At 70.7% G+C, this 22,904-nt stretch carries 20 protein-coding genes and 1 pseudogene; 14 read left to right on the top strand and 7 right to left on the bottom strand.

Annotated features, from left to right (window positions below; translation table 11 throughout):
• Nucleotides 1–2: 2 nt before the first annotated feature.
• The 3 genes from AC27LF_RS14545 to AC27LF_RS14535 form a co-directional block, all read right to left on the bottom strand.
• Complete coding sequence (locus AC27LF_RS14545; protein ID WP_479659604.1) at nt 3–824, bottom strand: TetR family transcriptional regulator; 822 nt, start codon at nt 822–824, stop codon at nt 3–5.
• Nucleotides 825–978: 154 nt separating this feature from the next.
• A complete protein-coding gene (locus AC27LF_RS14540) occupies nt 979–2,793 on the bottom strand; it encodes a 3-hydroxyacyl-CoA dehydrogenase family protein (RefSeq protein WP_479659605.1) in 1,815 nt (604 codons plus the stop codon).
• 635 nt (nt 2,794–3,428) lie between these two features.
• A complete protein-coding gene (locus AC27LF_RS14535) occupies nt 3,429–4,607 on the bottom strand; it encodes a helix-turn-helix domain-containing protein (protein ID WP_479659606.1) in 1,179 nt (392 codons plus the stop codon).
• Nucleotides 4,608–4,816: 209 nt separating this feature from the next.
• On the opposite strand from AC27LF_RS14535, the gene AC27LF_RS14530 reads away from it, so the two are divergent.
• From AC27LF_RS14530 to AC27LF_RS14480, 11 genes are all read left to right on the top strand, one after another.
• On the top strand, nt 4,817–5,239 hold the full coding sequence (locus tag AC27LF_RS14530; RefSeq protein ID WP_479659654.1) for an ATP-binding protein: 423 nt from the start codon (nt 4,817–4,819) through the stop codon (nt 5,237–5,239).
• A 21-nt stretch (nt 5,240–5,260) separates the two neighbouring features.
• Complete coding sequence (locus AC27LF_RS14525; RefSeq protein WP_479659607.1) at nt 5,261–5,599, top strand: hypothetical protein; 339 nt, start codon at nt 5,261–5,263, stop codon at nt 5,597–5,599.
• Between the two features lie 195 nt (nt 5,600–5,794).
• Nucleotides 5,795–5,935 carry a hypothetical protein gene (locus AC27LF_RS14520; RefSeq protein WP_479659608.1) on the top strand — a complete coding sequence of 47 codons (141 nt, stop codon included), beginning with the start codon at nt 5,795–5,797 and terminating at the stop codon, nt 5,933–5,935.
• Nucleotides 5,932–7,140, top strand: coding sequence for a methyltransferase domain-containing protein (locus AC27LF_RS14515; RefSeq protein ID WP_479659609.1), 1,209 nt, complete (start codon nt 5,932–5,934; stop codon nt 7,138–7,140). Before AC27LF_RS14520 ends, AC27LF_RS14515 begins: the two co-directional genes overlap by 4 nt.
• 460 nt (nt 7,141–7,600) lie before the next feature.
• Nucleotides 7,601–7,894 (top strand): hypothetical protein, encoded by a 294-nt coding sequence (locus tag AC27LF_RS14510; RefSeq protein WP_479659610.1) that lies wholly within the window; start codon nt 7,601–7,603, stop codon nt 7,892–7,894.
• Nucleotides 7,895–7,967: 73 nt separating this feature from the next.
• Nucleotides 7,968–8,627 carry a JmjC domain-containing protein gene (locus AC27LF_RS14505; RefSeq protein ID WP_479659611.1) on the top strand — a complete coding sequence of 220 codons (660 nt, stop codon included), beginning with the start codon at nt 7,968–7,970 and terminating at the stop codon, nt 8,625–8,627.
• A 152-nt stretch (nt 8,628–8,779) separates the two neighbouring features.
• Entirely contained in the window at nt 8,780–9,757 is a 978-nt protein-coding gene (locus AC27LF_RS14500) for a radical SAM protein (RefSeq protein WP_479659612.1), read from the top strand.
• A 1-nt stretch (nt 9,758) separates the two neighbouring features.
• On the top strand, nt 9,759–10,547 hold the full coding sequence (locus AC27LF_RS14495; RefSeq protein ID WP_479659613.1) for a hypothetical protein: 789 nt from the start codon (nt 9,759–9,761) through the stop codon (nt 10,545–10,547).
• A 29-nt stretch (nt 10,548–10,576) separates the two neighbouring features.
• Complete coding sequence (locus AC27LF_RS14490) at nt 10,577–11,629, top strand: endonuclease/exonuclease/phosphatase family protein (protein WP_479659614.1); 1,053 nt, start codon at nt 10,577–10,579, stop codon at nt 11,627–11,629.
• Complete coding sequence (locus tag AC27LF_RS14485) at nt 11,626–12,486, top strand: hypothetical protein (RefSeq protein ID WP_479659615.1); 861 nt, start codon at nt 11,626–11,628, stop codon at nt 12,484–12,486. The genes AC27LF_RS14490 and AC27LF_RS14485 overlap by 4 nt, the downstream gene beginning before the upstream one ends.
• A gap of 177 nt (nt 12,487–12,663) precedes the next feature.
• Nucleotides 12,664–13,239 carry an adenylosuccinate lyase gene (locus AC27LF_RS14480; protein ID WP_479659616.1) on the top strand — a complete coding sequence of 192 codons (576 nt, stop codon included), beginning with the start codon at nt 12,664–12,666 and terminating at the stop codon, nt 13,237–13,239.
• 10 nt (nt 13,240–13,249) lie between these two features.
• Here the strand turns inward: AC27LF_RS14480 and AC27LF_RS14475 are convergent.
• The 4 genes and pseudogenes from AC27LF_RS14475 to AC27LF_RS14460 all read right to left on the bottom strand — a co-directional run.
• Nucleotides 13,250–13,747: pseudogene (locus AC27LF_RS14475) on the bottom strand (GNAT family N-acetyltransferase); the annotation flags it as partial.
• 20 nt (nt 13,748–13,767) lie between these two features.
• The gene (locus AC27LF_RS14470) at nt 13,768–14,166 is read right to left on the bottom strand and encodes a RidA family protein (protein WP_479659617.1); all 399 of its coding nucleotides are present in this window, start codon (nt 14,164–14,166) and stop codon (nt 13,768–13,770) included.
• 61 nt (nt 14,167–14,227) lie between these two features.
• On the bottom strand, nt 14,228–15,826 hold the full coding sequence (locus tag AC27LF_RS14465; protein ID WP_479659618.1) for an alpha/beta hydrolase: 1,599 nt from the start codon (nt 15,824–15,826) through the stop codon (nt 14,228–14,230).
• A gap of 136 nt (nt 15,827–15,962) precedes the next feature.
• Entirely contained in the window at nt 15,963–17,024 is a 1,062-nt protein-coding gene (locus tag AC27LF_RS14460) for an Rv2578c family radical SAM protein (RefSeq protein WP_479659619.1), read from the bottom strand.
• A 157-nt stretch (nt 17,025–17,181) separates the two neighbouring features.
• On the opposite strand from AC27LF_RS14460, the gene AC27LF_RS14455 reads away from it, so the two are divergent.
• The 3 genes from AC27LF_RS14455 (at nt 17,182) to AC27LF_RS14445 (ending at nt 22,805) form a co-directional block, all read left to right on the top strand.
• Nucleotides 17,182–17,625: an SRPBCC family protein gene (locus tag AC27LF_RS14455; protein ID WP_479659620.1), complete on the top strand. Its 444-nt coding sequence runs from the start codon at nt 17,182–17,184 to the stop codon at nt 17,623–17,625.
• Between the two features lie 151 nt (nt 17,626–17,776).
• Complete coding sequence (locus tag AC27LF_RS14450) at nt 17,777–20,167, top strand: MFS transporter (RefSeq protein ID WP_479659621.1); 2,391 nt, start codon at nt 17,777–17,779, stop codon at nt 20,165–20,167.
• A gap of 178 nt (nt 20,168–20,345) precedes the next feature.
• A complete protein-coding gene (locus AC27LF_RS14445; protein WP_479659622.1) occupies nt 20,346–22,805 on the top strand; it encodes a SpoIIE family protein phosphatase in 2,460 nt (819 codons plus the stop codon).
• Nucleotides 22,806–22,904 lie beyond the last annotated feature (99 nt).

Raw genomic sequence — 22,904 nt, 5'->3', positions numbered from 1 at the left:
GGTCAGCGGTCCTTGAGCGCCTGCTCGATGGTGCGCATGACCTCGTCCAGCGGGGCATCGGTGCGGGCCACCGTCACCAGGACCTCCCCCGGTGCGGACAGGGCCGCGGGAGCGATGGCGGAGGCGGGCCGGGACGCCGTGCCGCGGCCGGCCCCGATCCCGGTGCCGAACGTCTTCCGGACGATCGCGAAGGCGTGGTCCAGCTGGGCCTCGACATCGCCCTGGCCCTCGGCCCGCAGCCAGCGCCTGAGCACATGGTTGTGGGCGGTGACCACAGCGGACGCGGCGACCTCCGCCAGCAGCGGGTCGTCGTTGGCGTCGTCGTCGTGCGCATGCTCGTCGAAGTGGCCGAGGAGATAGCGGGTGAACAGGCGCTCGTAGCGGGCCACCGACGCGATCTCCGCCTCGCGCAGGGTGGGCACCTCGCGGGTGAGCCGGTAGCGGGCGACCGAGATCTCCGGCTGCGCCGCGTACATCCGCATGACCTCCTTGATGCCGCGGCACACGGTGTCGAGCGGATGCTCGTGCGCGGGGGCCGCGTTGAGCACGGCCTCCGCCCGGACCAGCGTGTCGTCGTGATCGGGGAAGATCGCCTCTTCCTTGGAGCGGAAGTGCCGGAAGAAGGTACGGCGGGCGACCCCGGCCGCGGCCGCGATCTCGTCGACGGTGGTCGCCTCGTACCCCTTGGTCGCGAACAACTCCATCGCTGCGGCCGCCAGTTCCCGGCGCATCTTGAGCCGCTGGGCGGCGGCACGGGAGCCGGCGGCACGCTCCGGAGCGTCGGGCGTGGCTGGTGTACGTGCGGACTTGGCGGGCTGGGACATGCCCCGAACGTACTGCATGTGCGCAGCTTGGCGCGCATGACCGGGTTTTCCCCGGCCCCCGGCGGGCGGGGGTGGTACGGCCGGGCCGAGCAGTCCGCCCCAGGCGCCGGCCCCGGCGGTGCCGCCGCGCCCGGTGAACCCGTCGCCGGGATGCTCAGCGGCGGGCATACTCGCGGAAGCCGCGGCCGGTCTTGCGGCCGAGGCAGCCCGCGGCCACCAGATGCTCCAGCAGCGGGGCCGGGGCCAGCCCCGGGTCGCGGAACTCGCGGTGCAGCACCTTCTCGATCGCCAGGGAGACATCGAGCCCGACCACGTCCAGCAGCTCGAAGGGCCCCATCGGATAGCCGCCGCCCAGCCTCATCGCCGCGTCGATGTCGTCCAGGGACGCGTAGTGCTCCTGCACCATCTTGATCGCGTTGTTGAGGTACGGGAACAGCAGGGCGTTGACGATGAAGCCGGCCCGGTCGCCGCAGTCCACCGGGTGCTTCCTGACGGTGGCGCAGACCTCGCGGGCCGTCGCGTGGACGTCGTCCGCCGTGAGCACGGTGCGCACCACCTCGACCAGCTTCATGGCCGGCGCCGGGTTGAAGAAGTGCATCCCGATCACGTCCTGCGGGCGCGAGGTGGCGCGGGCGCAGGCGATCACGGGCAGTGACGAGGTCGTGGTGGCGAGGACCGCACCCGGCCTGCAGACCTTGTCCAGCGTCGCGAACAGCTGCCGCTTGACCTCCAGGTCCTCGGCGACCGCCTCGATCGCCAGGTCGACGTCGGCGAAGGCGTCGCAGGAGCCGGCCGGGGTGATCCGGTCCAGGGTCCGGGCCGCGGCCTCGGCCGTCAGCCGTCCCTTGTCGACGGAACGGGAGAGCGAGGCGCCGATCCGGGCTCTGGCGGCCTGTGCCTTCTCCTCGCCGCGGGCGGCGAGGACCACGTCGTACCCGGCCTTGGCGAACACCTCGGCGATGCCCGAGGCCATGGTCCCCGAACCGGCGACGCCGACCGAGCGGACCGGGCGGCCCGGGGTGAGGAAGGCGCCCTCCAGCGGGGTCAGCGCGTCCCGCACCACCGTGGCACTGCCCGGGGCCTCGTACGTGTAGAAGCCGCGGCCCGACTTGCGGCCGGTCAGCCCCGCCTCGCTGAGCTGCTTCAGGATCGGCGCGGGGGCGTGCAGCCGGTCCCGGGAGGCGGCGTACATGGCTTCCAGGACGGTGCGCGCGGTGTCGACGCCGATGAGGTCGAGCAGGGCGAGCGGGCCCATCGGCAGGCCGCAGCCGAGCCGCATCGCGGCGTCGATGTCCTCGCGCGAGGCGTACTTCGCCTCGTACATCGCGGCCGCCTGGTTGAGGTAGCCGAACAGCAGGCCGTCCGCGACGAACCCCGGACGGTCGCCGACCGCGACCGGCTCCTTGCCCAGTTCGACCGCGAGGTCCGTGACCGCGGCGACGGCCTGCGGCGCCGTCAGCACGGACGAGACGACCTCGACGAGCCGCATCGCGGGCGCCGGATTGAAGAAGTGCAGGCCGAGCACGCGCTCCGGGCGGGCCGAGTCGGCGGCCAGCCGGGTCACCGACAGCGCGTTGGTGCCCGTCGCCAGGATCGTCTGCGGCCGCACGATGCCGTCCAGTTCGCGCAAGACCTGCTGCTTGATCTCGTACGACTCCGGGACCACCTCGATGACGAGGTCCGCGTCGGCCGCGGCCCGCAGGTCGGTGAAGGTGCGGACCCGGGCGAGGGCGTCGGCCCGCTCCGGCTCGGTCAGCCGCCCGCGCAGCACGGCGCGCGCGGTGGCGGCCTCCAGGGCGGCGCGGGCGCCGGCGGTGGCGGCCTCGCTGACGTCGATGCCGATGACATGGCGGCCGGCCTTCGCAAGGACCTCGGCGATGCCGGTGCCCATGGTGCCCAGGCCGACGACGGCGATGGTGCCAAGCGGGGACAGAGGGGACGGAGAGGTGCCGGACAGGGGAGTGGCCATCGCGGGACTCCAGAGAGGAAGGGGTGACGACAGGGGACCCGCCCCGGAGCGCGCACCGGGTGCGGAAGGGAGGGCGGGTGATGCCGGGCTGCGGGCGTACTCGCCCGGTGCCGTCGCCGCGGGCGCGCACGCCCGGGGGAGCGGCTGAGACCGACCGGCTCTGTCCCGAAGCCGGGTCGTACTGCGGTACACGGGGTACCGGACCGACCGACGCCCACGACGGCTGCGTCACCAAACCGTCGCGAGCGGGCGCGAGTGGGTCACTCGCTCGTCTGAGCCTAACCGGTGAGTAACGAGCACGCCAGCCCCCGGTCGAAGACGGTGACCGTGGAGGCCGCGTCCACTGCATTCCAGGACGCGGTGACCAAGTTCGACACGGACGGCGGCTGCCTCGAAGAGGCGCCGGGGACGTGCCCGGACCAGATGAAGGCGCTCATGGAACCCACGCGCATTCCAAGGGCGCCACGGCCATCGGGACGAAGCGGCCCGACGTTCTCGGCTCCGCCCATGATCTGTTGGATCGGCTCGATGGGAACCCCATCGGCCAAGGGCTGAGGACTGCGAGTGTTGATGCCTGATCGGTTCTGGCGGAAAGCAGTAGCGGCCCACACAAGCGGTAGGGCGCGCTACTGGATCTACGTGGCTAAACCGGTGCGCTTGGCCATCAGTATCAGATCCGGGCGTGTGCGCTGGTGCATGACGAACAAGACGCGGAGCACTTCGCGGCTCATCGGATGGATCTCCGCCATCTGCGGCGACACCTTGAACGCCTGCTTCAGCGCGTCTTCTGCGCCATCGAGGTCTTTCGTAGCCAGACGAGCCCGGGACAAGTCGATGAAGAACCGCCCGACCCGGTTGGGCTTCAGCCCGGCCGGAGGCTGATCGGCGAGCGGCGTCGCCATCTCAACGGCCTTGTTCGGCTGGTCCAGTTCGATGTGCGCTGCTAGCTCGTACAGAGCGGTGTTGCCCTCCCCGAATGTCAGATTGTGCACTAGCTGATCGGCCGTGAGCTGAGAAGCCAGCTGCTTGGCATGTCGCAGGTGTGTTTCCGTAGCGTTCTTGTCCCGATGGCGGGAGGCAAGCACCACTCCGCGCAAGTGCAACGAGCCCAGCACGATCATCGACTCGGGGCCGTTGGTTCGAGCACCCTCGAAGTGGCTGATCGCGCGCTCGACGATCGCGAGGCCGTCGTCGTACTGTCCGGCGCTCTGGTAGGTGCCGGCCTCGTTCCAAGCTGCTGCGGCTTCCGCCGCAGGGTTCCATGTGCGCTGTGCTGCCCACTGCTGCCGCGAGACGATCATGTCCGCGAGGTCGGGCTGGGCAAGGCGATGCGCGACGGCGTACGCGCAGCCGTAGAGGTCGGACACCTGTCCCCAGGCGACCGCGTCGCCGTCGGAATCCAGTGCCGTCGCGGTCGCCTGCCCGAGCAGTTTGGGCAGATCCCGGAGGAGTTCGAGGTACTTCGTGTCTGCCCGGAGCCGCGCGGCTCGCTTCAGACCGGCGGCCAGTTCGTCCTGCTGCGGCGTGTCCTCTTTCGGAAGAGTGTGTCGGCGAACGGCTCCGCGAAGCTCGTTCAAAAGATCGGCCTGCTCGGACGGATCGCTGAATGGCTGTCCGTAGATCCGGGCCGTGGTGACGTGCAGGGCCTTGGCCGCACCCGCGACGATTACCGGCGTGGCAGGGCGGATACCGGTCTCGACCTTGCTCAGATACGAAACGGTGATCCCCATCTGGCGCGCGAGTTTGGCCTGACCCACGCCGCGCGCTTTGCGTAGGACGCCGATGTTCTCGCCGGCGGTGGGCGTGCTCTCCATAGGCTCACTCTTCCATGTCAAGGGCCGCGCAGCATCAACTGAACCTTGGCGGCGACCCATTGTGCAAGGTTTGTGTGAACTGATCTTGGTTGAGCCGCAGTTGACTGGTTACACACGGCAAACGACGGACGATGACGACGGTCGGCGAGCTGAGGACTGGCATGGCGAAGACGGCGGTATGTGCTGGGGGAGACGACTCCGTGAGCACCATGATGGCGATACCGAATGCGACCGGTGCCCCCGGCTACACGTCGGACCTGCCTTGCAACCCAAAGTCTGTGCAGCCTGCTCGGCGCCTCGTTGCTGAGGTTTTGCGCACCTGGGGAGTACCGGACAGTGCCGACGTTGCGGAGCTGGTTGTCTCGGAGCTGCTGACCAACAGCATCAACCACACCGCGTGCGCCTGGGCGAAGGTCGTCGTCGAGCTGCGACAGGGATCCATCGTCCGGATCGGAGTCGCCGACGGATCCCACGCCTCACCCCACCTCAGAACCACAGCCGAGACGGCTGAGCGCGGACGAGGGCTGTTCCTGGTCGATGCGGTGTGCTGGCGGTGGGGCTACGACCTACACGGCTGGGGCAAGGTCACCTGGGCTGAGGTACAGGTGCCGGCCGCAGACAAGAGCAGGTAGCACCGCCAACAGGAGTCCTGGATGTCCCTCACTGCTCTGCCCATACCCAGGTGGCAGCCGCTCACCTCTGAACAACTTGGCGCATTCCTTGAGAAGGTGCGCGACGGGGAGCCACTGGACTTGGCGGCCATCTTCGATGCCCTGGACCAGGTTCTCGGAGAACAACGCCCGGAAGCTGATGCCCTGAACGTGATCAGCGAAGGGGTATCTGGCGGCTACTGGCAGGCCCTGGGGCTCGCACGGCGAATGGCGTGGACGACCTGTGACCTCGCAGAGCGCCTGCTTGCCGTTGAAGGCATCTGGGCTGGCACGTCAACCAGTGGGAGTTGTACCGCATGTTCGGCGACGCCCGCCTCTTGATGGAGGTGGAACAGATTCCACGCACCGGCCCCGAGCGTGGACGGGACCGGCTCAGGCATGCCGCGCTCGGCGCGCGGCCCTCACAGGACCGCGCAAAGCACCCGGTGAGGCTCAGCGTCCCCCACTGGGCCGAAGCGGCTTCGATGGGTCCGTACGACCAGACGATCCACAGTTCAAGACCAGAGGAGGACCAGCGTGCGTGCTCGGTGGATTTTGGAAGCCGCAGACGGCGGTAACCCCCAGGACGACAGCGACTCCGGCAACAAGCACGGCGGAGGCGGCTCCGACGAGGGCGGCAACACCAACGACGGACAGGGACCGGCGGACGGACGATGAGTCAGATCGCACAGGCCGCGGGCCCGGAGCGGTTGGCAGCCGAACTCATGGCGAAGAAAGTGCTGACGTCGGACTGGCTGGCAGCGTTCCACGCCGTACCCCGTGACCGGTTCGTCCCGGACGCCATCTGGCCTGGCCACGCCGGCCAGAACCGCCAGGACGACCGGGTCCTGCGCGCGGAGACGCCGGATCTGTGGTGGGACGCGGTCTACCGTGACGCGCCCATCACGACGCAGTGGGACGACGGGGCTTACACGGGCCTCAACAGGGGGCGCATCGCCTCCTCGTCTAGTTCCATGCCGACCATGGTCTTCTCGATGCTCGACGCCCTCGACGTGCGCTCGGGGCATCGTGTCCTGGAGATCGGCACCGGCACCGGGTGGAACGCGGCGTTGCTGTCCCACCGTGTCGGCGACGAGAATGTGGTGACCGTCGAGGTCGACAAGGCGCTTGCCGCCGAAGCACGCGCCCGCCTCAACGCCGCCGGCTACACTCCCTGCGTCGTCGTCGGCGATGGCACGATCGGCTACGGCAAGGCATCCCCCTACGACAGGATTATCGCGACGGCCTCCGTCCAGGTGATCCCGTCCCAGTGGATCGGTCAGGCCCACCCCGGCGGGATCATCGTGGCCCCATGGGGCCCCACCTATGGTGGCGAGGGCGTCGTACGACTCGTGATCGACGAAACCGGCCGCGCGGAAGGCCGCTTCGTCGGCTCCTCCGCGTTTATGCGGATGCGTCAGCAACGTAGACGCTTGCCGGTTACCGAACGCTTCGTCGACCCGCAGACCTGGCCCGCCGAGGCGGACCTGTCGACCACGGGCCTGTCACCGGACGACGTTGGTGACTGGATCGTCATGTTCGCGATCGGTGTCCAGGTCCCGGACCTCTTCCTGCGCATCACCTACGGCGAGGAGGGGGCCTACCGGATGTGGCTCTTCGACACGGGCGTCACGAGCTGGGCCACTGCCGACTATCTGAAGTCCCGGACCACGTTCCAGATCGCTCAGGCCGGGCCGCGGAGACTGTGGGACGAGCTGGAGGCCGCCTACTCGTGGTGGGAAGCCCAGGACAAGCCCTCGTTCGAACGATTTGGTCTCACAACTCGCGGAGGACCCGTCTGCAAGGTGTGGCTGGACGCTCCTGACAAGCCCGTCCCCACTCCCTCCGTGCAGGGGCCGAGTCCGGACAGTGATGGATCGTGACGGCCAGACCACCGTGATCAGTTGTGCGTCATGCGTTGGGGCTGCCTGCTGGTCCGGAGGCCCCAATGGAAGACCAGAAGGAGGGGCTGAGCATCTACGGTGTGCTCTCATTCGGTGCGCTGACGGCCGAGCTGCATGCTGCGGAGGCCGCCTGACGCATGCAACGAGGTGTGCCGGTCACACGCGCGTTCCGCGCGACGAACCGGAACACCGCCTGCGCCGTATTCCCCGCTACGCCATCGTGGCCGAACCGGGTCCGACCGACGGCGAGTGACCGGCTCGTCCGGCATGGCCACTCCGCGAGGTGCCGGCGCAGCTCCTCCTGGCAGTGCAACCAGCAGCAGCCCCCGGCTTCCGCCCGGTACCAGGACCATCCCGGCCCAGGTCCGCAGGCGGTGCAGACCGCGCACAACCAAGTGCGCCGGACCAATCCCACCTACTGATACACGAGGAGACGTACGTGGACGTTGCCACCTCTCCGCTTGTTCGGCAGCAGACCCAGTCACTGCTCGGCGAACTGGCCCAGGTGCTGAATCGGCACCCGGTGGGCGGAGCCTTCCGCCTGCTGTACGCCCCTGCGGACCTGGACCTCCCCGAGGACACCGTGCTCGTCCAGACGGTCAACGGTGACCGGGGAGTCATCGAACTTCAGCCGCGGCAGATAGCCGACCTGGGGCAGGACGACCTGCTGCACATGACCCAGGTCCTCGATCCGTCCGACACCGCCCTCAGCACCCACGCCGAGCAGTTGTAGGCCCATTCCTGCGACGCCACCCGGCGACCCGACGGCAGCACAGGCCACTGGTACTGGTAGAGGACTCGGGATCATGCGCGTGACAGAGGTGTACTCGCCGTACAGCACGGCAAGCTCCTTTCTGGGGGTGCTGGGGTGGGCGGCGATGCCCCGAATCTGGACAGCGCCCGGGCAGCCCAGTCACCTGAAGGCGTTCGACGCCGCGTGGATCGAACAGATCCCCGTGCCGGTGGCTGACAGCACGATGCCGGGCCAGACCGTCGCCCTGATCGACGGCACAGATTTCCACCGCACCGACGACCCGGGCAGGGCTGCTCGGGGGTACCGGGACCGGCCGCGGACTCGGGTGTACGAGAGCCTGGACGTCCGTAGCGACGGCTGGCACAGCCTGGTCTCGCTCCACCTGGCGGGGATGCTGCGGCGGCAGGTGATCTGCACGGCGTACGAGTCGCAGGCCGGCGACCGCAATCTCGGTGCGCACGATGACGCCTGGCTTGGCCTGATCGTGCAGATGCGGGGTGCGAAGTCATGGCGGGTCTGGCCGGCCCGGGGCAGCGACCCCACGGAGTTCGTCATGCGCTCCGGTGACGTGCTGATCCTGCCCAAGGGCATGACACACCAGGTCAGCACGCCCCTGGTCCCAGGTCACTCGTTGCACCTGCTCTTCGCGCTCACCGAGAAGCCGATCGGCACATCGCGGTCAGCTCAACTGATCTCGGCCAGTACCCCGTAGACATCTGCGCTGGTAGCCGGGATGCCGTCCAGCCTGGGGTGCCGGCGCAGGAAAGGCGCTGGGGTCGTTCCCTCGCAGACCCCAGCCTCGGCCCACACGGGCCCATACCGAACAGCCACGCTCGCACCCTCGAATCCACCATCGGAGGAGCCATGACCGACCTTGGGATGCCCACTGTGCCGAAGCAGACGCACAGGGACCTCGGCGGAGGCGTCGGGTACGCGTTCAACGGCCAGCACTTCAATGCCCCGGCAGACGCCGACATCGCAACCATCGCGGGGATGCTCACCGCGCCGCTCTCGACGATCGTGCAGGTCACCAAACGCTGCGACTTCGACTGCTCATTCTGCTCCGAGGTTCTGCAGATGCCGGACCCGACGCTCGACCAGCTCGACACCATCCGGCAGAACCTCAACGGCGTCGCACGCGTCTTCCTGTCCGGCGGCGAGCCGCTGATGCGCAAGGACTTCAGCGAAGTCGTGGACATCTTCCACGGTCATCACATCGTGGCCGTGCCCACGAACGCCACACACGCCCTGGACCACGCGCGGAACATCGCTGGGAAGATCGCGTACGCCAACGTGGGATTCGAGGGTCCCCGCGCCGCCTTCAAGCGTGTGCGCGGCGACTACGACAAGACCATGGCCGGCGTTCGCGTCCTACAGGAAGCGGGCATCCCCCTCGCCATGTCGGCCGTGGTCTACCGCTCCACCCTGTCGGTGCTCCCGTACACCGTGCAGATCGCCGACGTCCTCGACGCGACGAAGGTGAAGCTGATTCTGCCCCTGCGCAAGGGCAACGCCCTGAACCTCGCCGACCACGAGTTCATCACCACCGACGAGGCCGAGACCACCTTCGCGCGGCTCAAAGAGCAGCGGGCCGAGATGCAGTGGTCTCCCGCGCTGCGTCTGACGGCGTGGACCCCGGAGAACGAGGGCCACATGATCGTCGTCGAGCCGAACGGCACGGCGCGCGCATGGCCGGTCTACGACGCGCCGGACCTGTGGGAGACCCTGGGCAACGTCCTGGAGGAGCCCATCACCGAGATGTGGAAGCGGTACCGCTTCAAGGAGAACCACGTCTCCAAGTACGTCGGCCGGTCCATCCACGCCGTGACGCAGGGGGCGTGACGTGCAGGAACTGACGAACCTCGCATGGCCTGAGACCCCGTTCGGCTCGGTGACGCGCCCGGTGCAGAAACTGGCAACGTGGCTGACCGGGCTGTCCCTGATCTGGGGGGAAGCCGACGGTGACATCGCCCTTATGGGCTCCGCCGCGGTGTTCATGAAGGTGCACCGCACCCGTTCCCTTGAGGTCTCCGCGCCCCTCGCGAACTTCGGCTATCGGGTCCTGGTCCCGGACGCCGTGACCGATACGACGGCCATCGCCAGGCAGGTCGACATCCTGCTCGTGCAGGCCCGCAGGAAGGCGCAGATCATCGCCTGGCACAACGGGGCTGATGACTTGTACGTCTTGCAGCAGCTCCCCCGGGCCGAGGGTGAACCGCGGTACCCGGGGGTGGCTGGGGTCGCTGACGCCTGGCAAGAGCGCACCCGCCGGGACCCGTCCACCGCTCGGTGCGTGGACACCAGCCACGACCTCGGCCCGGCCGGACTCATCAGCGACACTGCCGCGGTCCACGACCTGGTGCCGTTCCATCAGTTCGCCGGCACCCACCAGCAGGCCAGAACACAGGAAGCGTGCGAGGCCCTGGCCGGGAAGCGGAACGAGGGCGTCTGTCGTGATGCCCTCGCCTGCAACGTCCTTTCCTCTGCCCTCACCACCGCTCTTCTCGGCGGCAAGCACGCCCGGCGACTGCACTGGGAGGGCGAGCTGAGCGTCGAGGACGTCCTCCGCCAGGTGGCATGGGAGGCCGCTCCGTCTCTCCTGGGCGGCGTGCCGGCCGGCGCACTCAAGTGAACCCCCATACGCAGATCGAGAGGAGCCCAGTGACCGCGCACTCGACGTACGACGAACCCGTCGTGACGGTCGTATCCCTCAACCTGGAGCGGGACGGCGGAGAGAACACCCCGGACGGGGACCTGCCGCAGCGGTGGGTGGACGCCCACGAGACCCTTCGACGTCGCCGCCCCGACGTGGTGCTGAGGCAGGAGGCCAAGTACAGCCACCTGGAGGACGAACGGCGCCTCAAGGCCGCCGAGGAACTGCTCGACATGAAGGGTTACCTGTCGTCCAACGGCGCCGGCCGGAACCCGACCGCTCTGTTCGTCCGGCAGGAGACTTTCCCCTTCAGCGAGCGCGTGCACTACAACCCGGTGTTCTGGCGAATCCCGCCGACCATCGTCTCCGCGCGCTTCGCCGACGCCCCTGATGCTGAACTGCTGCTCATGTCGTGGCACGCAGCGTTCAACAGCCCCAAGGGCCGGGAGCGGGAGGCCGACGAGATCACGGCGTTCGTCGACCGGATGAAGCAGCGCGGCGGTTTCATCGGCGGCGGCGACTGCAACGAGTACCCGATCCCGCACGGTGAGACCGTTCCGCCCATCGACTGGTCGAAGGTCACCGACCACGCGCACAAGCACCACCGCACCACCCTGGCCCCGGACGGATCCCGGATCAGCTGCACGTACCTCGACCGGGCCCTGCTGACCTGCGGGCTGCACGACGCAGCCCGCTACGCCGCCTACGAACGCGGGCAGACCAGCGCTCTGGCGGCGACGGCGGGGCATGCCCAACCCGACCAGGGCGGCCCCCGGCGCATCGATCGCGTCTACTCGGACGGGCGGATCACGCGCGCGGTGCTGGCCGTCAACGTCCTGACGATGGAGGGAACGAGCGACCACTGGGGCGTAGAGGTCGTGTACTCCCGCCGTGGCCTCGGCGAGGCACTGCGCCGCGAGCACGAACCGCTCCCGCCGGTCCAGGCCGCCCTCGCACCAGCAGCCTCACCGAACGCGGCTCCGGGAACGGCAGCCGCCCAGCACGGTCCGGTCGGACCCCGTCGGTGGGGCCCGACCGGACACCAGGAAGACACCGCATGATCATCAAGAGCAGCATGCCCACCGCCCGAGCGCTGGCGCCCCCGCCGCTGCGCTCCGGGACCGTCCGCATCGCCTCCATCGATGTGGAGTGGACGAAGAACTACCGCATCAAGAACGGGCAACGGCCCTTCTGCTACAGCGTGGCATGGCTCGACCTGCCCGTCGGCCGGACTCCGGACCTGGACGGAGCGCCCTTCGAGTGGTCCAGCGTGTACGTGGACGAGCCAGGCGAGATGGACACCCTGATCCGGCACGCCGCGGTATGCGTCACCTCGGCCGCTGAGACGGCCACCATCATCACCGGTCACCAGTTCTGCGCCGACCTGTCCGTCCTGCAGGCCAACGCCCCCGCGGACGCGGTTCCGGCCCTGGAAGCTGCCCGGGAGCAGTGGCGGCAGCGTCGAGACGCCGACCCGGACACCAGCCACTACGTGGACACCCGGTACGACGCCGGGCACCTACTCGCCGGCGTGTCCCGCCGCCTGGTCGACGTGTGCACCGAACTCGGGCTCGACGTCACCCAGCCCGAATTGCTCAACAAGTCCATGCCGGCCTGGCACCGTCTGTGGGTCGAGGACGGCGACGCTGAGGGTCGGGAGCGCGTCAGCGTCCTGAACCTGCGGCACTCCGTCTCCACGGCCTACGTTGCCGCGCTGACCGCTGGCCTAGCCCAGCGGCCGGACACCGGCCTGAACGTCAACCGAGCCATCGCCGAGGGCGCCAAGGGCGCGTGGGACTGGCTCGAAACACCCACCTTCACCGCCCTCCTGGAGGAACCTTGTCCATCTGCGACTGCCGCGTTATCGCCGTCGAAGGCACCCAGGCCACTGGCAAGACGACGTACGTCCATGTGCTGACCGCCCACCTGCGCGAGCAGGGCGCCAACGTCACCTGCACCGCAAGGGGCGCGGGGAACTGCGTCCCATCACGACGCTGCCGCAGCCGGACGAGGAGACGTCATGCCCGCTCACAGCGGAACGCCTGGTTCGCCATGTGGGCTTCCGGCGCCGCACGGCGCCCCTAGTCTGGGACGCGTGGACGAAGAGTTGCGATCACTCACCGAGCGCTTACGGCAGGAGTCACACGGGGCGGCCGGGTACCAGCGGCTGGTCGCGACGGACGACCCCGACGAACTGGCGGAGGTGCTGGTCGCGGCCGGTCAGCCGCTGTGGGCCAGGGAACTGGCCGCGTTCCGGCTGGGTGTGGCGGGCGACCGGCGGGCCTTCGAAGCCCTCGTGCTGCTGCTCAACCACCGCGACCCGCCGCGCTGTGCCTCCGCCGCCCACGCCCTCGCCCGGCTCGGCGACCCGCGCACGGCCCGCGCCGCCGCCGCCCTCGCCACCAACGAACTGCGCGTCGCCTACGCCCTGCACCCGGTCCGGCTCCTGGTCGAGCTGCGCGCCCCCGAGTCCGTGCCCGCGCTGATCACCACCCTTCAGCGGCGGCTGCGCCCGCATGACCCCTACCGCCGGGTGGCCCTCGCCTGTGTGCAGGGCCTGGGCGAGCTGGGCGATGCGCGGGCCAGGACCGTCCTCACCGAGGCCCTGGCCCGCCCGGCGCTCGCCGAGTCCGCGGCACACGCCCTGGCCCGGATCCCCCCGGCCCGATGACGCCCGCCCAGCCGCCCAGCCCCCGCGCATACCGCACCTCAGCCACCGACACGCCGTCCACGTCGAAGGGCTCCTCGGCGCCGTCGGCCCGGAACCCGGCCCGCTCGTAGAAGCGCCGGGCGCGCGCGTTCTCCTTCAGCACCCACAGGAGCATCCGCGGGTGGCCCGCGACCGCGCGCCGCCGGACCGACTCCGCGAGCAGCGCCCGCCCGATGCCGCCGCCCACACGTCCGGGGTCGACGTACAGCGCGTACAACTCGGCGTCGGCGGTGCACCCGTCGCCGTCCCGGTAGGGCCCGTGCGCCGCCCAGCCGACGATCTCGCCGTCCAGTTCGGCGACCAGGTCGAGCACCGGGCCCGACCCATCACCGAAGCGCGCGCGCCGCTGTTCGGCGTCCGTCTTCACGCTGAGCGCGTCGAGGTATGTCTGCGGCAGGAGACCGCGGTAGGCGCTCTGCCAGCCACGGACGCGGATCTCTGAGACGCGCTCGCAGTCGGTCGGTGTCATGGGGCGTAGCAGGAGGGGGGTCACTCGGGTATCACCGCGTATGCCTCTATCTCCATCAGGAACTCCGGGCGTACCAGCGCGGACACCTGTACGGCGGAGGCCGCGGGGAGGCGGTCGTCGGGTATGTGGGCCGCGCGGGCCGTGCGGATCGCGGGCATGTTGGCCATGTCCGTGACGAAGTAGGTGAGTTTGACGACGTCGCCGAAGTCCGCCCCGGCGGCGGCGAGACAGCGCCCCAGGTTCTCGAAGACCTGGCGGGCCTGGGCCACCGGGTCGCCCGCGCCGACGAGCGCGCCGTCCCCGTCCAGCGGGAGCTGGCCGGAGACGGCGACGAAGCGGCCGGTGGCGGCCACGACATGGGTGTACTGGGCGGCGGGCGCGACCCCGTCGGGGGCGGTAATCCTGATCGGCTCACTCATGCGTCCATGGTGGACCACGGGTGTGACAACGCCCCCGCGGGCAGCGGGGACCGCGCGCCGCTCAGCGGCGGAAGCCCAGCAGACCGTGCAGGGTCGAGCCGCGGGACGCGGTGGACGCCTCCCTGGTGCGCAGCGGCTTGGGATCGGGCGTCCGCTCGCACACCGCGTCGGCGGCGCCGTCGCCGCGCGGGACCGTGCCGTCGGTCAGATAGCGGGCCAGGTGCTCGTCCAGGCAGGCGTTCCCGCTGAGCGTGACGCCGTGGTTCCCGCCGCCCTGCTCGACCACCAGACTGGAGCCGGCCAGCAGACGGTGGACCGTGACACCGCCCGCGTAGGGGGTGGCCGCGTCGTCGGTCGCCTGGAACAGCAGCGCCGGCGGCAGCTCACCGTTGGCGATGTTCACCGGCCGCCGGGTGCCGGTGGGCCAGAAGGCGCACGACGCGTTGTACCAGGTGTTGTTCCAGGCCATGAACGGGGACTTCTCGTGGACCGCCCAGGTGTCACGGTGCCAGCGGTTCCAGTCGCGCGGCCAGGAGGCGTCACGGCACTGCACCGCCGAGTAGACGCTGAAGCCGTTGTCGCCCGCCGCGTCGACGGCACCGAAGTCGTCGTACGCCTCGACCAGCGGGCCGGTCTTCTTGTCGTGCACGTACGCCGCGAACGCCTCGGCGAGATGGGGCCAGTAGCCGTTGAAGTAGCCGCCCGGCATGAAGGTGTCCTCCAGTTCGGCGGCGCCGACCCTGCCGCCCGCCGGCCGCGCGGCCAGCGCCGTCCGCATCGCGTACCACTCGGCCGCGACCGCCTCCGGGTCCGTGCCGAGCCGGTAGGCGGAGTCGTGCCGGGCGATCCAGGCCATCAGGGCGCGGTGGCGGTCGTCGAAGGCGTGGTCCTGGCGGAGGTTGTCCTCGTACCAGACGCCGGTCGGGTCCACGATCGAGTCCAGCACCAGACGGCGCACCCGCTGCGGATACAGCTTCGCGTAGACCGCGCCCAGGTAGGTGCCGTACGAGTAGCCGAGGTAGCTGACCCGCCGCGCGCCGAGGGCCTGCCGGATCGCGTCCAGGTCCCGCGCGGCGCTCACGGTGTCCATGTGCGGCAGCACGTCCGCGTACTTCCTGCCGCAGTCCGCGGCGAAGGCCCGCGCGCGGGCCAGGTTGGCCTGCTCGATCGCGGGCGTGCTCGGCACCGAGTCGGGCCGCACCGCGGCGAAGTGGCCGGGCCGGCAGTCGAGGGCGGGGCTGCTCCTGCCGACGCCGCGCGGGTCGAACCCGATGACGTCGTACTGGGCCGCCACCTTTCTGGGCAGCGCGGAGGCGACGTAACCGGCGAGCGTCAGACCGCTGCCGCCGGGGCCGCCCGGGTTGACCAGCAGCGGGCCCTGGGAGGTCTTCGCGGTGTGCGGGATCCGGGAGAGCGCGAGCGTGATCTGCTTCCCCTGCGGGTGCGCGTGGTCGAGCGGCACCTTGAGGGACGCGCACTGGAGCGCCGGGTAGTCGGTGGTGCCGCACTTCTTCCAGGCGGGCTTCCCGACCGGGGCGGCGGGGACGGCCCGGGCGCCCGTGGCGGTGTGCCGCGGGCTCGCGCCGGCGGGGACGGCCGTGAGTGATCCGGCCACGACGACGGCGGCGGCAGCGCACAGCACGGCAGCGCGTGTTCTCATTGCGTCCTTCCGGGACAAAGAGGTCGGATCCGCGAGGGTCGCGGTCCTCGCCGCATCGTCCCGAAGGGGGCGCCCGGAAGAACCTGCTGTGGCGATAATTGACCCGATTGGGCCCGCGGGATGCGCTCGAACGCGCTCAGATCAGCGTGAGTTGCACCGGCCCGGCCGGTTCCGCGCCGTGGGCCGGCGCGGGCTCCGGCTCCGGCGGCCGGATGCGGCGCGGCATCCCCGCGCGCGTGGGACCGATGCCGTACTCCCGGGCCAGCTCGTGCACCTGACGGGTGATCCGGCGCTGGTACCACTTCGGTGCGTAGGCGCCCTCCGCGTACAGCCGCTCGTAGCGGCGCACCAGGTGCGGGTGGTGCCGGCCGAGCCAGGCCATGAACCACTCGCGGGCCCCGGGCCGCAGGTGCAGCACCAGCGGGGTGACGGAGGTCGCACCGGCGGCCGCGATCGCCCGCACGGTGTCCCGCAGCTGGGCCGGGTGGTCGCTCAGGAACGGGATCACCGGGGCCATCAGCACACCGCAGCCGATGCCGTGCTCGCCGAGGGTCCGCACCACGTCCAGGCGGCGTTCGGGCGCGGGCGTGCCCGGCTCCACGGTGCGCCACAGGCCGGGGTCGGTGAAGCCGACGGAGACGGAGATGCCGACGTCCGTCACCTCCGACGCCTGCTTGAGCAGATCCAGGTCGCGCAGGATCAGCGTGCCCTTGGTGAGGATCGAGAAGGGGTTCGCGTGGTCGCGCAGCGCGGCGATCACGCCCGGCATCAGGCGGTAGCGACCCTCGGCGCGCTGGTAGCAGTCGACGTTCGTGCCCATCGCGATGTGCTCACCCCGCCAGCGCGCGGAGCCGAGTTGGCGGCGCAGCAGGTCGGGCGCGTTCACCTTGACCACGATCTGGGTGTCGAAGCCGATCCCCGTGTCGAGGTCCAGATAGCTGTGGGTCTTGCGGGCGAAGCAGTACACGCACGCGTGCGAGCAGCCGCGGTAGGGGTTCACCGTCCATTCGAAGGGCATGCGCGAGGCGCCGGGCACCCGGTTGATGATCGAGCGGGCCCGGATCTCGTGGAAGGTGATTCCGCGGAACTCGGGCGTGTCGAAGGTACGGGTGGTCACCGCGTCCGCGCCGAACAGGGCCGCGTCGGCCCGGCCGTGCGTCGGCCGGTCCGGCTCCACTGTGAGGTTCTCCCAGCGCATCACGCCTCCTCGGTAGCGCTGACCCAAGAATAGAACACCCGTTCGCATGATCGTGCAAGGGCCGTTTCCGATCGCTTCCCGCATCCCGATTTGGCGGCCGGCAACCGGGGTGGTTGGCTTGCCCCAACCCCGAGAACAGAAGTCCTGGAGGAAGTCGATGGCGCAGGTCGAGGCCACTACGGAGCGGGTCGTCGCGGCGGACGCGGAGAAGGTGTTCGACGCCCTCGCCGACTACACCGGCACGCGCGCGAGGGTGCTGCCCGAGCAGTTCAGCGAGTACGAGGTGCGCGAGGGCGGCGACGGGCAGGGCACCGTCGTCCACTGGAAGCTCCAGGCCACCAGCAAGCGCGTCCGCGACTGCCTCCTGGAGGTCACCGAGCCCACCGACGGCGAGCTGGTCGAGAAGGACCGCAACTCCTCCATGGTCACCGTCTGGCGGGTCACCCCGGCGGGCGAGGGCCGCTCCCGTGTCGTCGTCACCAGCACCTGGACCGGGGCCGGCGGCATCGGCGGCTTCTTCGAGAGGACCTTCGCGCCCAAGGGGCTCGGCCGGATCTACGACGCGCTGCTCGCCAAGTTCGCCGCCGAAGTCGAGAAGTAGTCCAAGACGCCGGTGGCGAAGGGGCGTTGGCCCCCTCACCGGTTCGAGTGGATCTCCGCGACGCCCGGCATGAATCCGTAACTCGTCGCGCTTGCTCGTAGTTGTCGCCTTGCGCGGTACATATGCGGCAGCGCGACGAGGGGAGCGATACGTGGGCGGGACGACTCTGGTGGAGCACGAGCCGGTGGTGGCACCTGCCGAGGTGCCGCTGCCGCCGCCCGCCCCCGCCCCCGAACTGAGCCGCAGGGGCGTCCGGCTGGTCTTCCTGGGGCTGATGCTCGCCCTGCTCCTCGCCGCGCTGGAGCAGATGATCGTCGCCACCGCGCTGCCCAAGATCGTCGGCGAGCTGCACGGCCTGGACAAGATGTCCTGGGCGATCACCGCGTATCTGCTCACGTCCACCGTGGGACTGCCGATCTACGGCAAGCTCGGCGACCTCTTCGGCCGCAAGGCCGTCTTCCAGTTCGCCATCCTGGTCTTCGTCATCGGCTCCGCGCTGGCCGGACGGGCGCAGAGCATGGACCAGCTGATCGCCTTCCGGGCCGTCCAGGGCATCGGCGCCGGCGGGCTGATGATCGGCGTGCAGGCGATCATCGCGGACATCGTGCCGCCCCGGGAGCGCGGCCGGTTCATGGGTCTGATCGGCGCCGCCTTCGGCCTCGCCTCCGTCGCGGGACCGCTGCTCGGCGGCTACTTCACCGACCACCTGTCCTGGCGCTGGTGCTTCTACATCAACGTGCCCTTCGGCCTGGTCACCCTGGCCGTCATCAGCGTCGTGCTGAAACTCCCCAAGCAGCGCGTGCGCGCCCGGCTCGACGTGCTCGGCGCGCTGCTGCTGGCCCTCGCCTCCACCTGCCTGGTGCTGCTGACCAGTTGGGGCGGCACCGAGTACGACTGGGGCTCGCGCCAGATCCTCGGCCTCGGCGCGGGCGCCGCGGTGGCCACCGTCCTGTTCCTGGTCGCCGAGCACCACGCCGCCGAACCCCTCATCCCGCTACGGCTGTTCCGGGACTCGGTGTTCAACATCACCGGGCTCGTCGGCCTCGTCGTCGGCATCGCCCTGTTCGGCGCCGCCAGCTATCTGCCGACCTTCCTGCAGATGGTCGACGGGGCCACCGCGACCGAGTCGGGCCTTTTGATGCTGCCCATGATGGGCGGCATCGTCGGCGCCTCCATCGTCTCCGGACAGCTCATCAGCCACACCGGCCGCTACAAGCTCTATCCCGTCCTCGGCGGCGCCCTCTCGGTGGCCGGGATGTGGCTGCTGTCCCGGCTGGAGATCGACACGCCCCGGCTGCACTACAGCATCTGGATGGCCGTCCTCGGCGCCGGCATCGGCATGGTGATGCCCGTCCTCATCCTGGCCGTGCAGAACTCCGTGCGCCCCGCCGACCTCGGCACCGCGACCAGCGCCAACAACTACTTCCGGCAGATCGGCGGCAGCGTCGGCGCCGCCGTCTTCGGCACCCTCTTCGCGGGCCGGCTCACCGACGCCCTGAGCGAACGCCTCCCCGCGCGGGCCGGCACCCGGCTGCCGGACGCCGAGTCGATCACCCCGCAGGTGGTCCACGCGCTGCCCCCGGCACTGCGCGACGCCTACATCCGCGCCTATGCCGACGCGATGCCCCGGATCTTCCTCTACCTCGTCCCGGTGCTCGTGCTCGGCCTGCTCATCGCCTTCTTCCTCAAGGAGAAACCGCTGGTGTCCCACAACGCCCCCGCCACCGACCAGGAGACCGCACAGGTGCACGCCACCATCCCGCAGGCACGTTCGTCCCACGCCGCGGGCATCCCCGTGTGCGGCACGGTGCAGCACCCCGACGGCACCGTGGTGCCCCGCGCGGCCCTCACCCTCATCGACGTGGCCGGCCAGCAGATCGGGCGGGGCGCGAGCGGCAACGACGGGCGGTACGCGCTGTCCACGCCGGGCTCCGGCGCATACGTCCTGATCGCCGCCGCGGGCGGCCACCAGCCGCAGGCCGTCTCCGTGACCGTCGGCGAGCGGCCGGTCGAACTGGACGTCGTCCTCGGCGGCGCGGGCCGCCTGGCCGGCTCCGTGCTCACCGCGGACGGCGCCCCGGTGCGGGACGCCACGGTCACGCTGACCAACGCGCACGGCGAGGTGGTCGCCACCACCCGCAGCGGACGCGAGGGCGGCTATGTCATCACCGAACTGGTCGCGGGCGAGTACACCCTCGCCGCCAGCGCGCCCGCCTTCCGGCCCGCCGCGCTCCCGGTCAGCGTGCAGGCGGCCCGGGAGACCCGGCAGGACGTCGAACTGGCGGGCGGCGCCGTGCTGCGCGGCACCGTGCGGGCCAGCGGCGGACGGCCCGTCGAGGACGCCCGGGTGACCCTCCTCGACGCGGCCGGCAACGTGGTGGACACGCTCACCACCGGCCCCGACGGAACGTTCCGGTTCGTCGACCTCTCCTCCGGCGAGTACACCGTCATCGCGGCCGGCTACCCGCCGGTGGCCACCGTCCTCCAGGTCGCCGGCGGCGGACGCACCGAGCGCGACCTCCAGCTCGGCCACGAAGACTGACCCGGCGCCCGGGGGGCGCGAACCCACTCGTGCGCCCCCCGGGGCGCGCGTCCCGTGCGCCGGAGCGATCAAGCGGCGCCAATTCCGGCGTTGGCACACATCGCGACGGGGCGGCGCCGTACGGTGGGGACGGGCGGCACAGATCTTTGCGGAGCCGTGGGGAGAGGGGGCCTGAGCCATGGACCGTGGCACCGAGCGGGACGCACCTCCCAGCCGCGGGGCTGGTGACGGCGCGGCGGGCCGTATCCCGCTGGCCGTGGTCGTCGTCGACCGCGACGGCCTCGTGTCCCACTGGAGCACGGGCGCGCGACGGCTCTTCGGCGCCGCCAAGGAGGAGGCCATCGGCCGCTCCGTGCTCGACCTGCTGCCCGTCTCGGGAGCGCTCCCCGACGACGACGAGATCACCCCGTACGGCGCGTACGCCGACCACGACGGCGTCGGCCCCGGCCTGGAGTCCTCGCTCGACGGGCGGCTGAACTACCCCGCCGCGGGCCGCGCGCGCCTCAGTGCGCCGGAGCGCGACCGCGACCGCGTCGACGTGCTGTGGTGGGCCTACCCGCTGGTCGGCCCGGGCAGCGAGCGGCTGCTGGTGCTGGCCGCCGACGCGGACCGGCTGGGCCCGGACGGCGGGGCCGGGGCGGCGGCCTTCGAACGGATAGCCCCCGGCTTCGCCCTGCACACCGACTTCCCCGGCGCCGACGAACTGGCCCGCCGGCTGCCCGAGATCCTGCCCAGCATGAGCGTCCAGGAGAGCGCCCGCATCGTCGCTCAGGTCCTCGAACTGGGCTACCCCGTCCTGGAGTTCAGCCAGAACAACCGGGTGCCGGTGACCCCCGACTGGGGCGTGGCCCGGCGGACCGAGCGCCTGGCGCGGCGGGCCCGTGCGGACCGGGCCGCCGCGCAGGGCCTGCCCGTACCGGCGGAACTCGCGGCCGAGGACGGCGAGGACGGCGAGGACCTGGAGTACGCCGCGGTCCGTGAACGCCTCGAATTCCTCAACGAGGTCAGCGGGCGCATCGGCACCTCCCTCGATCTGTCCCGGACCATCACGGAGGTCAGCAGGGCCGTCGTGCCCCGCTTCACCGATGTCGCCGGCACCTATCTGCGTGAACAGGTCGTCGCCGGTGAGGGCTTCCCCGAGGGCGTGCCCGACACCACCACCATGTGGCACCGGGTGGCGGTCGAGCACACCGACGAACCCGGCCGCTGGGACGATGTCGTACCGGTCGGCGAGGCCATGCCGTTCCCGGCGCACACCCCGTTCTTCCAGTGCATGACCACCGGCGAACCCGTCCTCGTGCCGCGCATCAGCGAGGAGATGGGGCACGCGATCGCCTCGCAGTTCGAAAAACGCGACATCCGGCCCCTCATCAACAACCGCTCCATGCTGGTGGTGCCGCTGAAGGCGCGCAACGTCGTCCTCGGCTTCATGATCCTGCTGCGCCACCCCGAGCGCGCCGAGTTCAACGACATGGACCGGGTCACCGGAGCCGAACTCGCCGCCCGCGCGGGCCTCGTGCTGGACAACGCGCGCATGTACACCTACCAGGAGAGCGTCGCCGAGACCCTCCAGGACAGCATGCTGCCGCACATCCCGCCGCGCATGGCGGGCTGCGACATCGCCACCCGGTATCTGCCCGGCACCCTGCTGGGCCGGGTCGGCGGCGACTGGTTCGACTGCGTCAAGCTGCCCGGCGCCCGCACCGCGCTCGTCGTCGGCGACGTCATGGGTCATGGCCTCAACTCGGCCGCGATGATGGGGCAGTTGCGTACCGCCGTGCAGACCATGGCCGCCCTCGACCTGCCGCCCGCCCAGTTGCTGCGCAACCTCGACGACCTCGCCCAACGGCTCGGCGACACCTACCTCGCGACCTGTCTGTACGCCGTCTACGACCCGATCGAGGGCGAGCTGCTGATCGCCAACGCGGGCCATATCCCGCCGGTCCTGGTGCGCGCGGACGGCCGCAGCGAACTGCTCGACCTGCCGACCGGCGCCCCCATCGGCGTCGGCGGTGTGCCCTTCGAAGCGGTGCGGGTCCGGGTGGCGTCCGGGGACCGGCTGGTGATGTGCACCGACGGCCTCGTGGAGGTGCGCGGCGAGGACATCGGCGTGGGCCTCGCGACGCTCTGCGAGTCCGCGGCCCATCCGGCGGCGTCCATGGACGACGCCTGCGACACGATCATCCGCGCCCTGAACACGCGCGGCGGACGCAAGGACGACGTGGCCCTGCTGATGGCCCGGTTGGGCGGCATCGCGCCCGAGGACGTCGCCGAGTGGCGGCTCGCCCTGGCGCCCGCCGAGGTCGGCCGGGCCCGCGCCGCGGTCCGCGAGCGACTGCACGCATGGGGCCTGGCCCGGCTCGCCGACAGCGCGGAGCTGATGGTCAGCGAGCTGGTCACCAATGCCGTACGGCACTCGCACGGCCGCCCGGTCCAGCTGCGGCTGGTGCGTGGCGCCACGCTGCTGTGCGAGGTGGACGACGACGATCACACCCTGCCGACCCTGCTGAGCGCCGGACCCGACGACGAGGCGGGGCGCGGGCTGCGCGTGGTGAGCACGCTGGCCCGGGAGTGGGGCACGAGCCGTACGACCGCCGGGAAGACGGTCTGGTTCGAACTGACCTCACGGCGCGGCTGACCGCCCGCTCGCGGGGGCGCGCGACGGCGTACGGGAACGGTGGGCGTGGTGAAGGAGCGCGCCGGGCGCTTGTCGCCGGGACCCGCACGCGATAGACCG

Source organism: Streptomyces diversicolor, from assembly GCF_057537855.1.
The sequence above is the reverse complement of the archived record's forward strand: the minus strand, read 5'-3'. Positions and strand labels throughout refer to the sequence as shown.

Excerpts from the sequence above, each read along its gene's own strand:
- AC27LF_RS14505 (WP_479659611.1), top strand. The coding sequence starts at position 7,968 with ATGCGCGTGACAGAGGTGTACTCGCCGTACAGCACGGCAAGCTCCTTT.
- AC27LF_RS14455 (WP_479659620.1), top strand. The coding sequence starts at position 17,182 with ATGGCGCAGGTCGAGGCCACTACGGAGCGGGTCGTCGCGGCGGACGCG.
- AC27LF_RS14445 (WP_479659622.1), top strand. The coding sequence starts at position 20,346 with ATGGACCGTGGCACCGAGCGGGACGCACCTCCCAGCCGCGGGGCTGGT.
- AC27LF_RS14540 (WP_479659605.1), bottom strand. The coding sequence starts at position 2,793 with ATGGCCACTCCCCTGTCCGGCACCTCTCCGTCCCCTCTGTCCCCGCTT.
- AC27LF_RS14465 (WP_479659618.1), bottom strand. The coding sequence starts at position 15,826 with ATGAGAACACGCGCTGCCGTGCTGTGCGCTGCCGCCGCCGTCGTCGTG.
- AC27LF_RS14530 (WP_479659654.1), top strand. The coding sequence starts at position 4,817 with ATGATGGCGATACCGAATGCGACCGGTGCCCCCGGCTACACGTCGGAC.
- AC27LF_RS14500 (WP_479659612.1), top strand. The coding sequence starts at position 8,780 with ATGACCGACCTTGGGATGCCCACTGTGCCGAAGCAGACGCACAGGGAC.
- AC27LF_RS14485 (WP_479659615.1), top strand. The coding sequence starts at position 11,626 with ATGATCATCAAGAGCAGCATGCCCACCGCCCGAGCGCTGGCGCCCCCG.
- AC27LF_RS14460 (WP_479659619.1), bottom strand. The coding sequence starts at position 17,024 with ATGCGCTGGGAGAACCTCACAGTGGAGCCGGACCGGCCGACGCACGGC.
- AC27LF_RS14545 (WP_479659604.1), bottom strand. The coding sequence starts at position 824 with ATGTCCCAGCCCGCCAAGTCCGCACGTACACCAGCCACGCCCGACGCT.
- AC27LF_RS14535 (WP_479659606.1), bottom strand. The coding sequence starts at position 4,607 with ATGGAGAGCACGCCCACCGCCGGCGAGAACATCGGCGTCCTACGCAAA.
- AC27LF_RS14470 (WP_479659617.1), bottom strand. The coding sequence starts at position 14,166 with ATGAGTGAGCCGATCAGGATTACCGCCCCCGACGGGGTCGCGCCCGCC.
- AC27LF_RS14515 (WP_479659609.1), top strand. The coding sequence starts at position 5,932 with ATGAGTCAGATCGCACAGGCCGCGGGCCCGGAGCGGTTGGCAGCCGAA.
- AC27LF_RS14525 (WP_479659607.1), top strand. The coding sequence starts at position 5,261 with ATGTCCCTCACTGCTCTGCCCATACCCAGGTGGCAGCCGCTCACCTCT.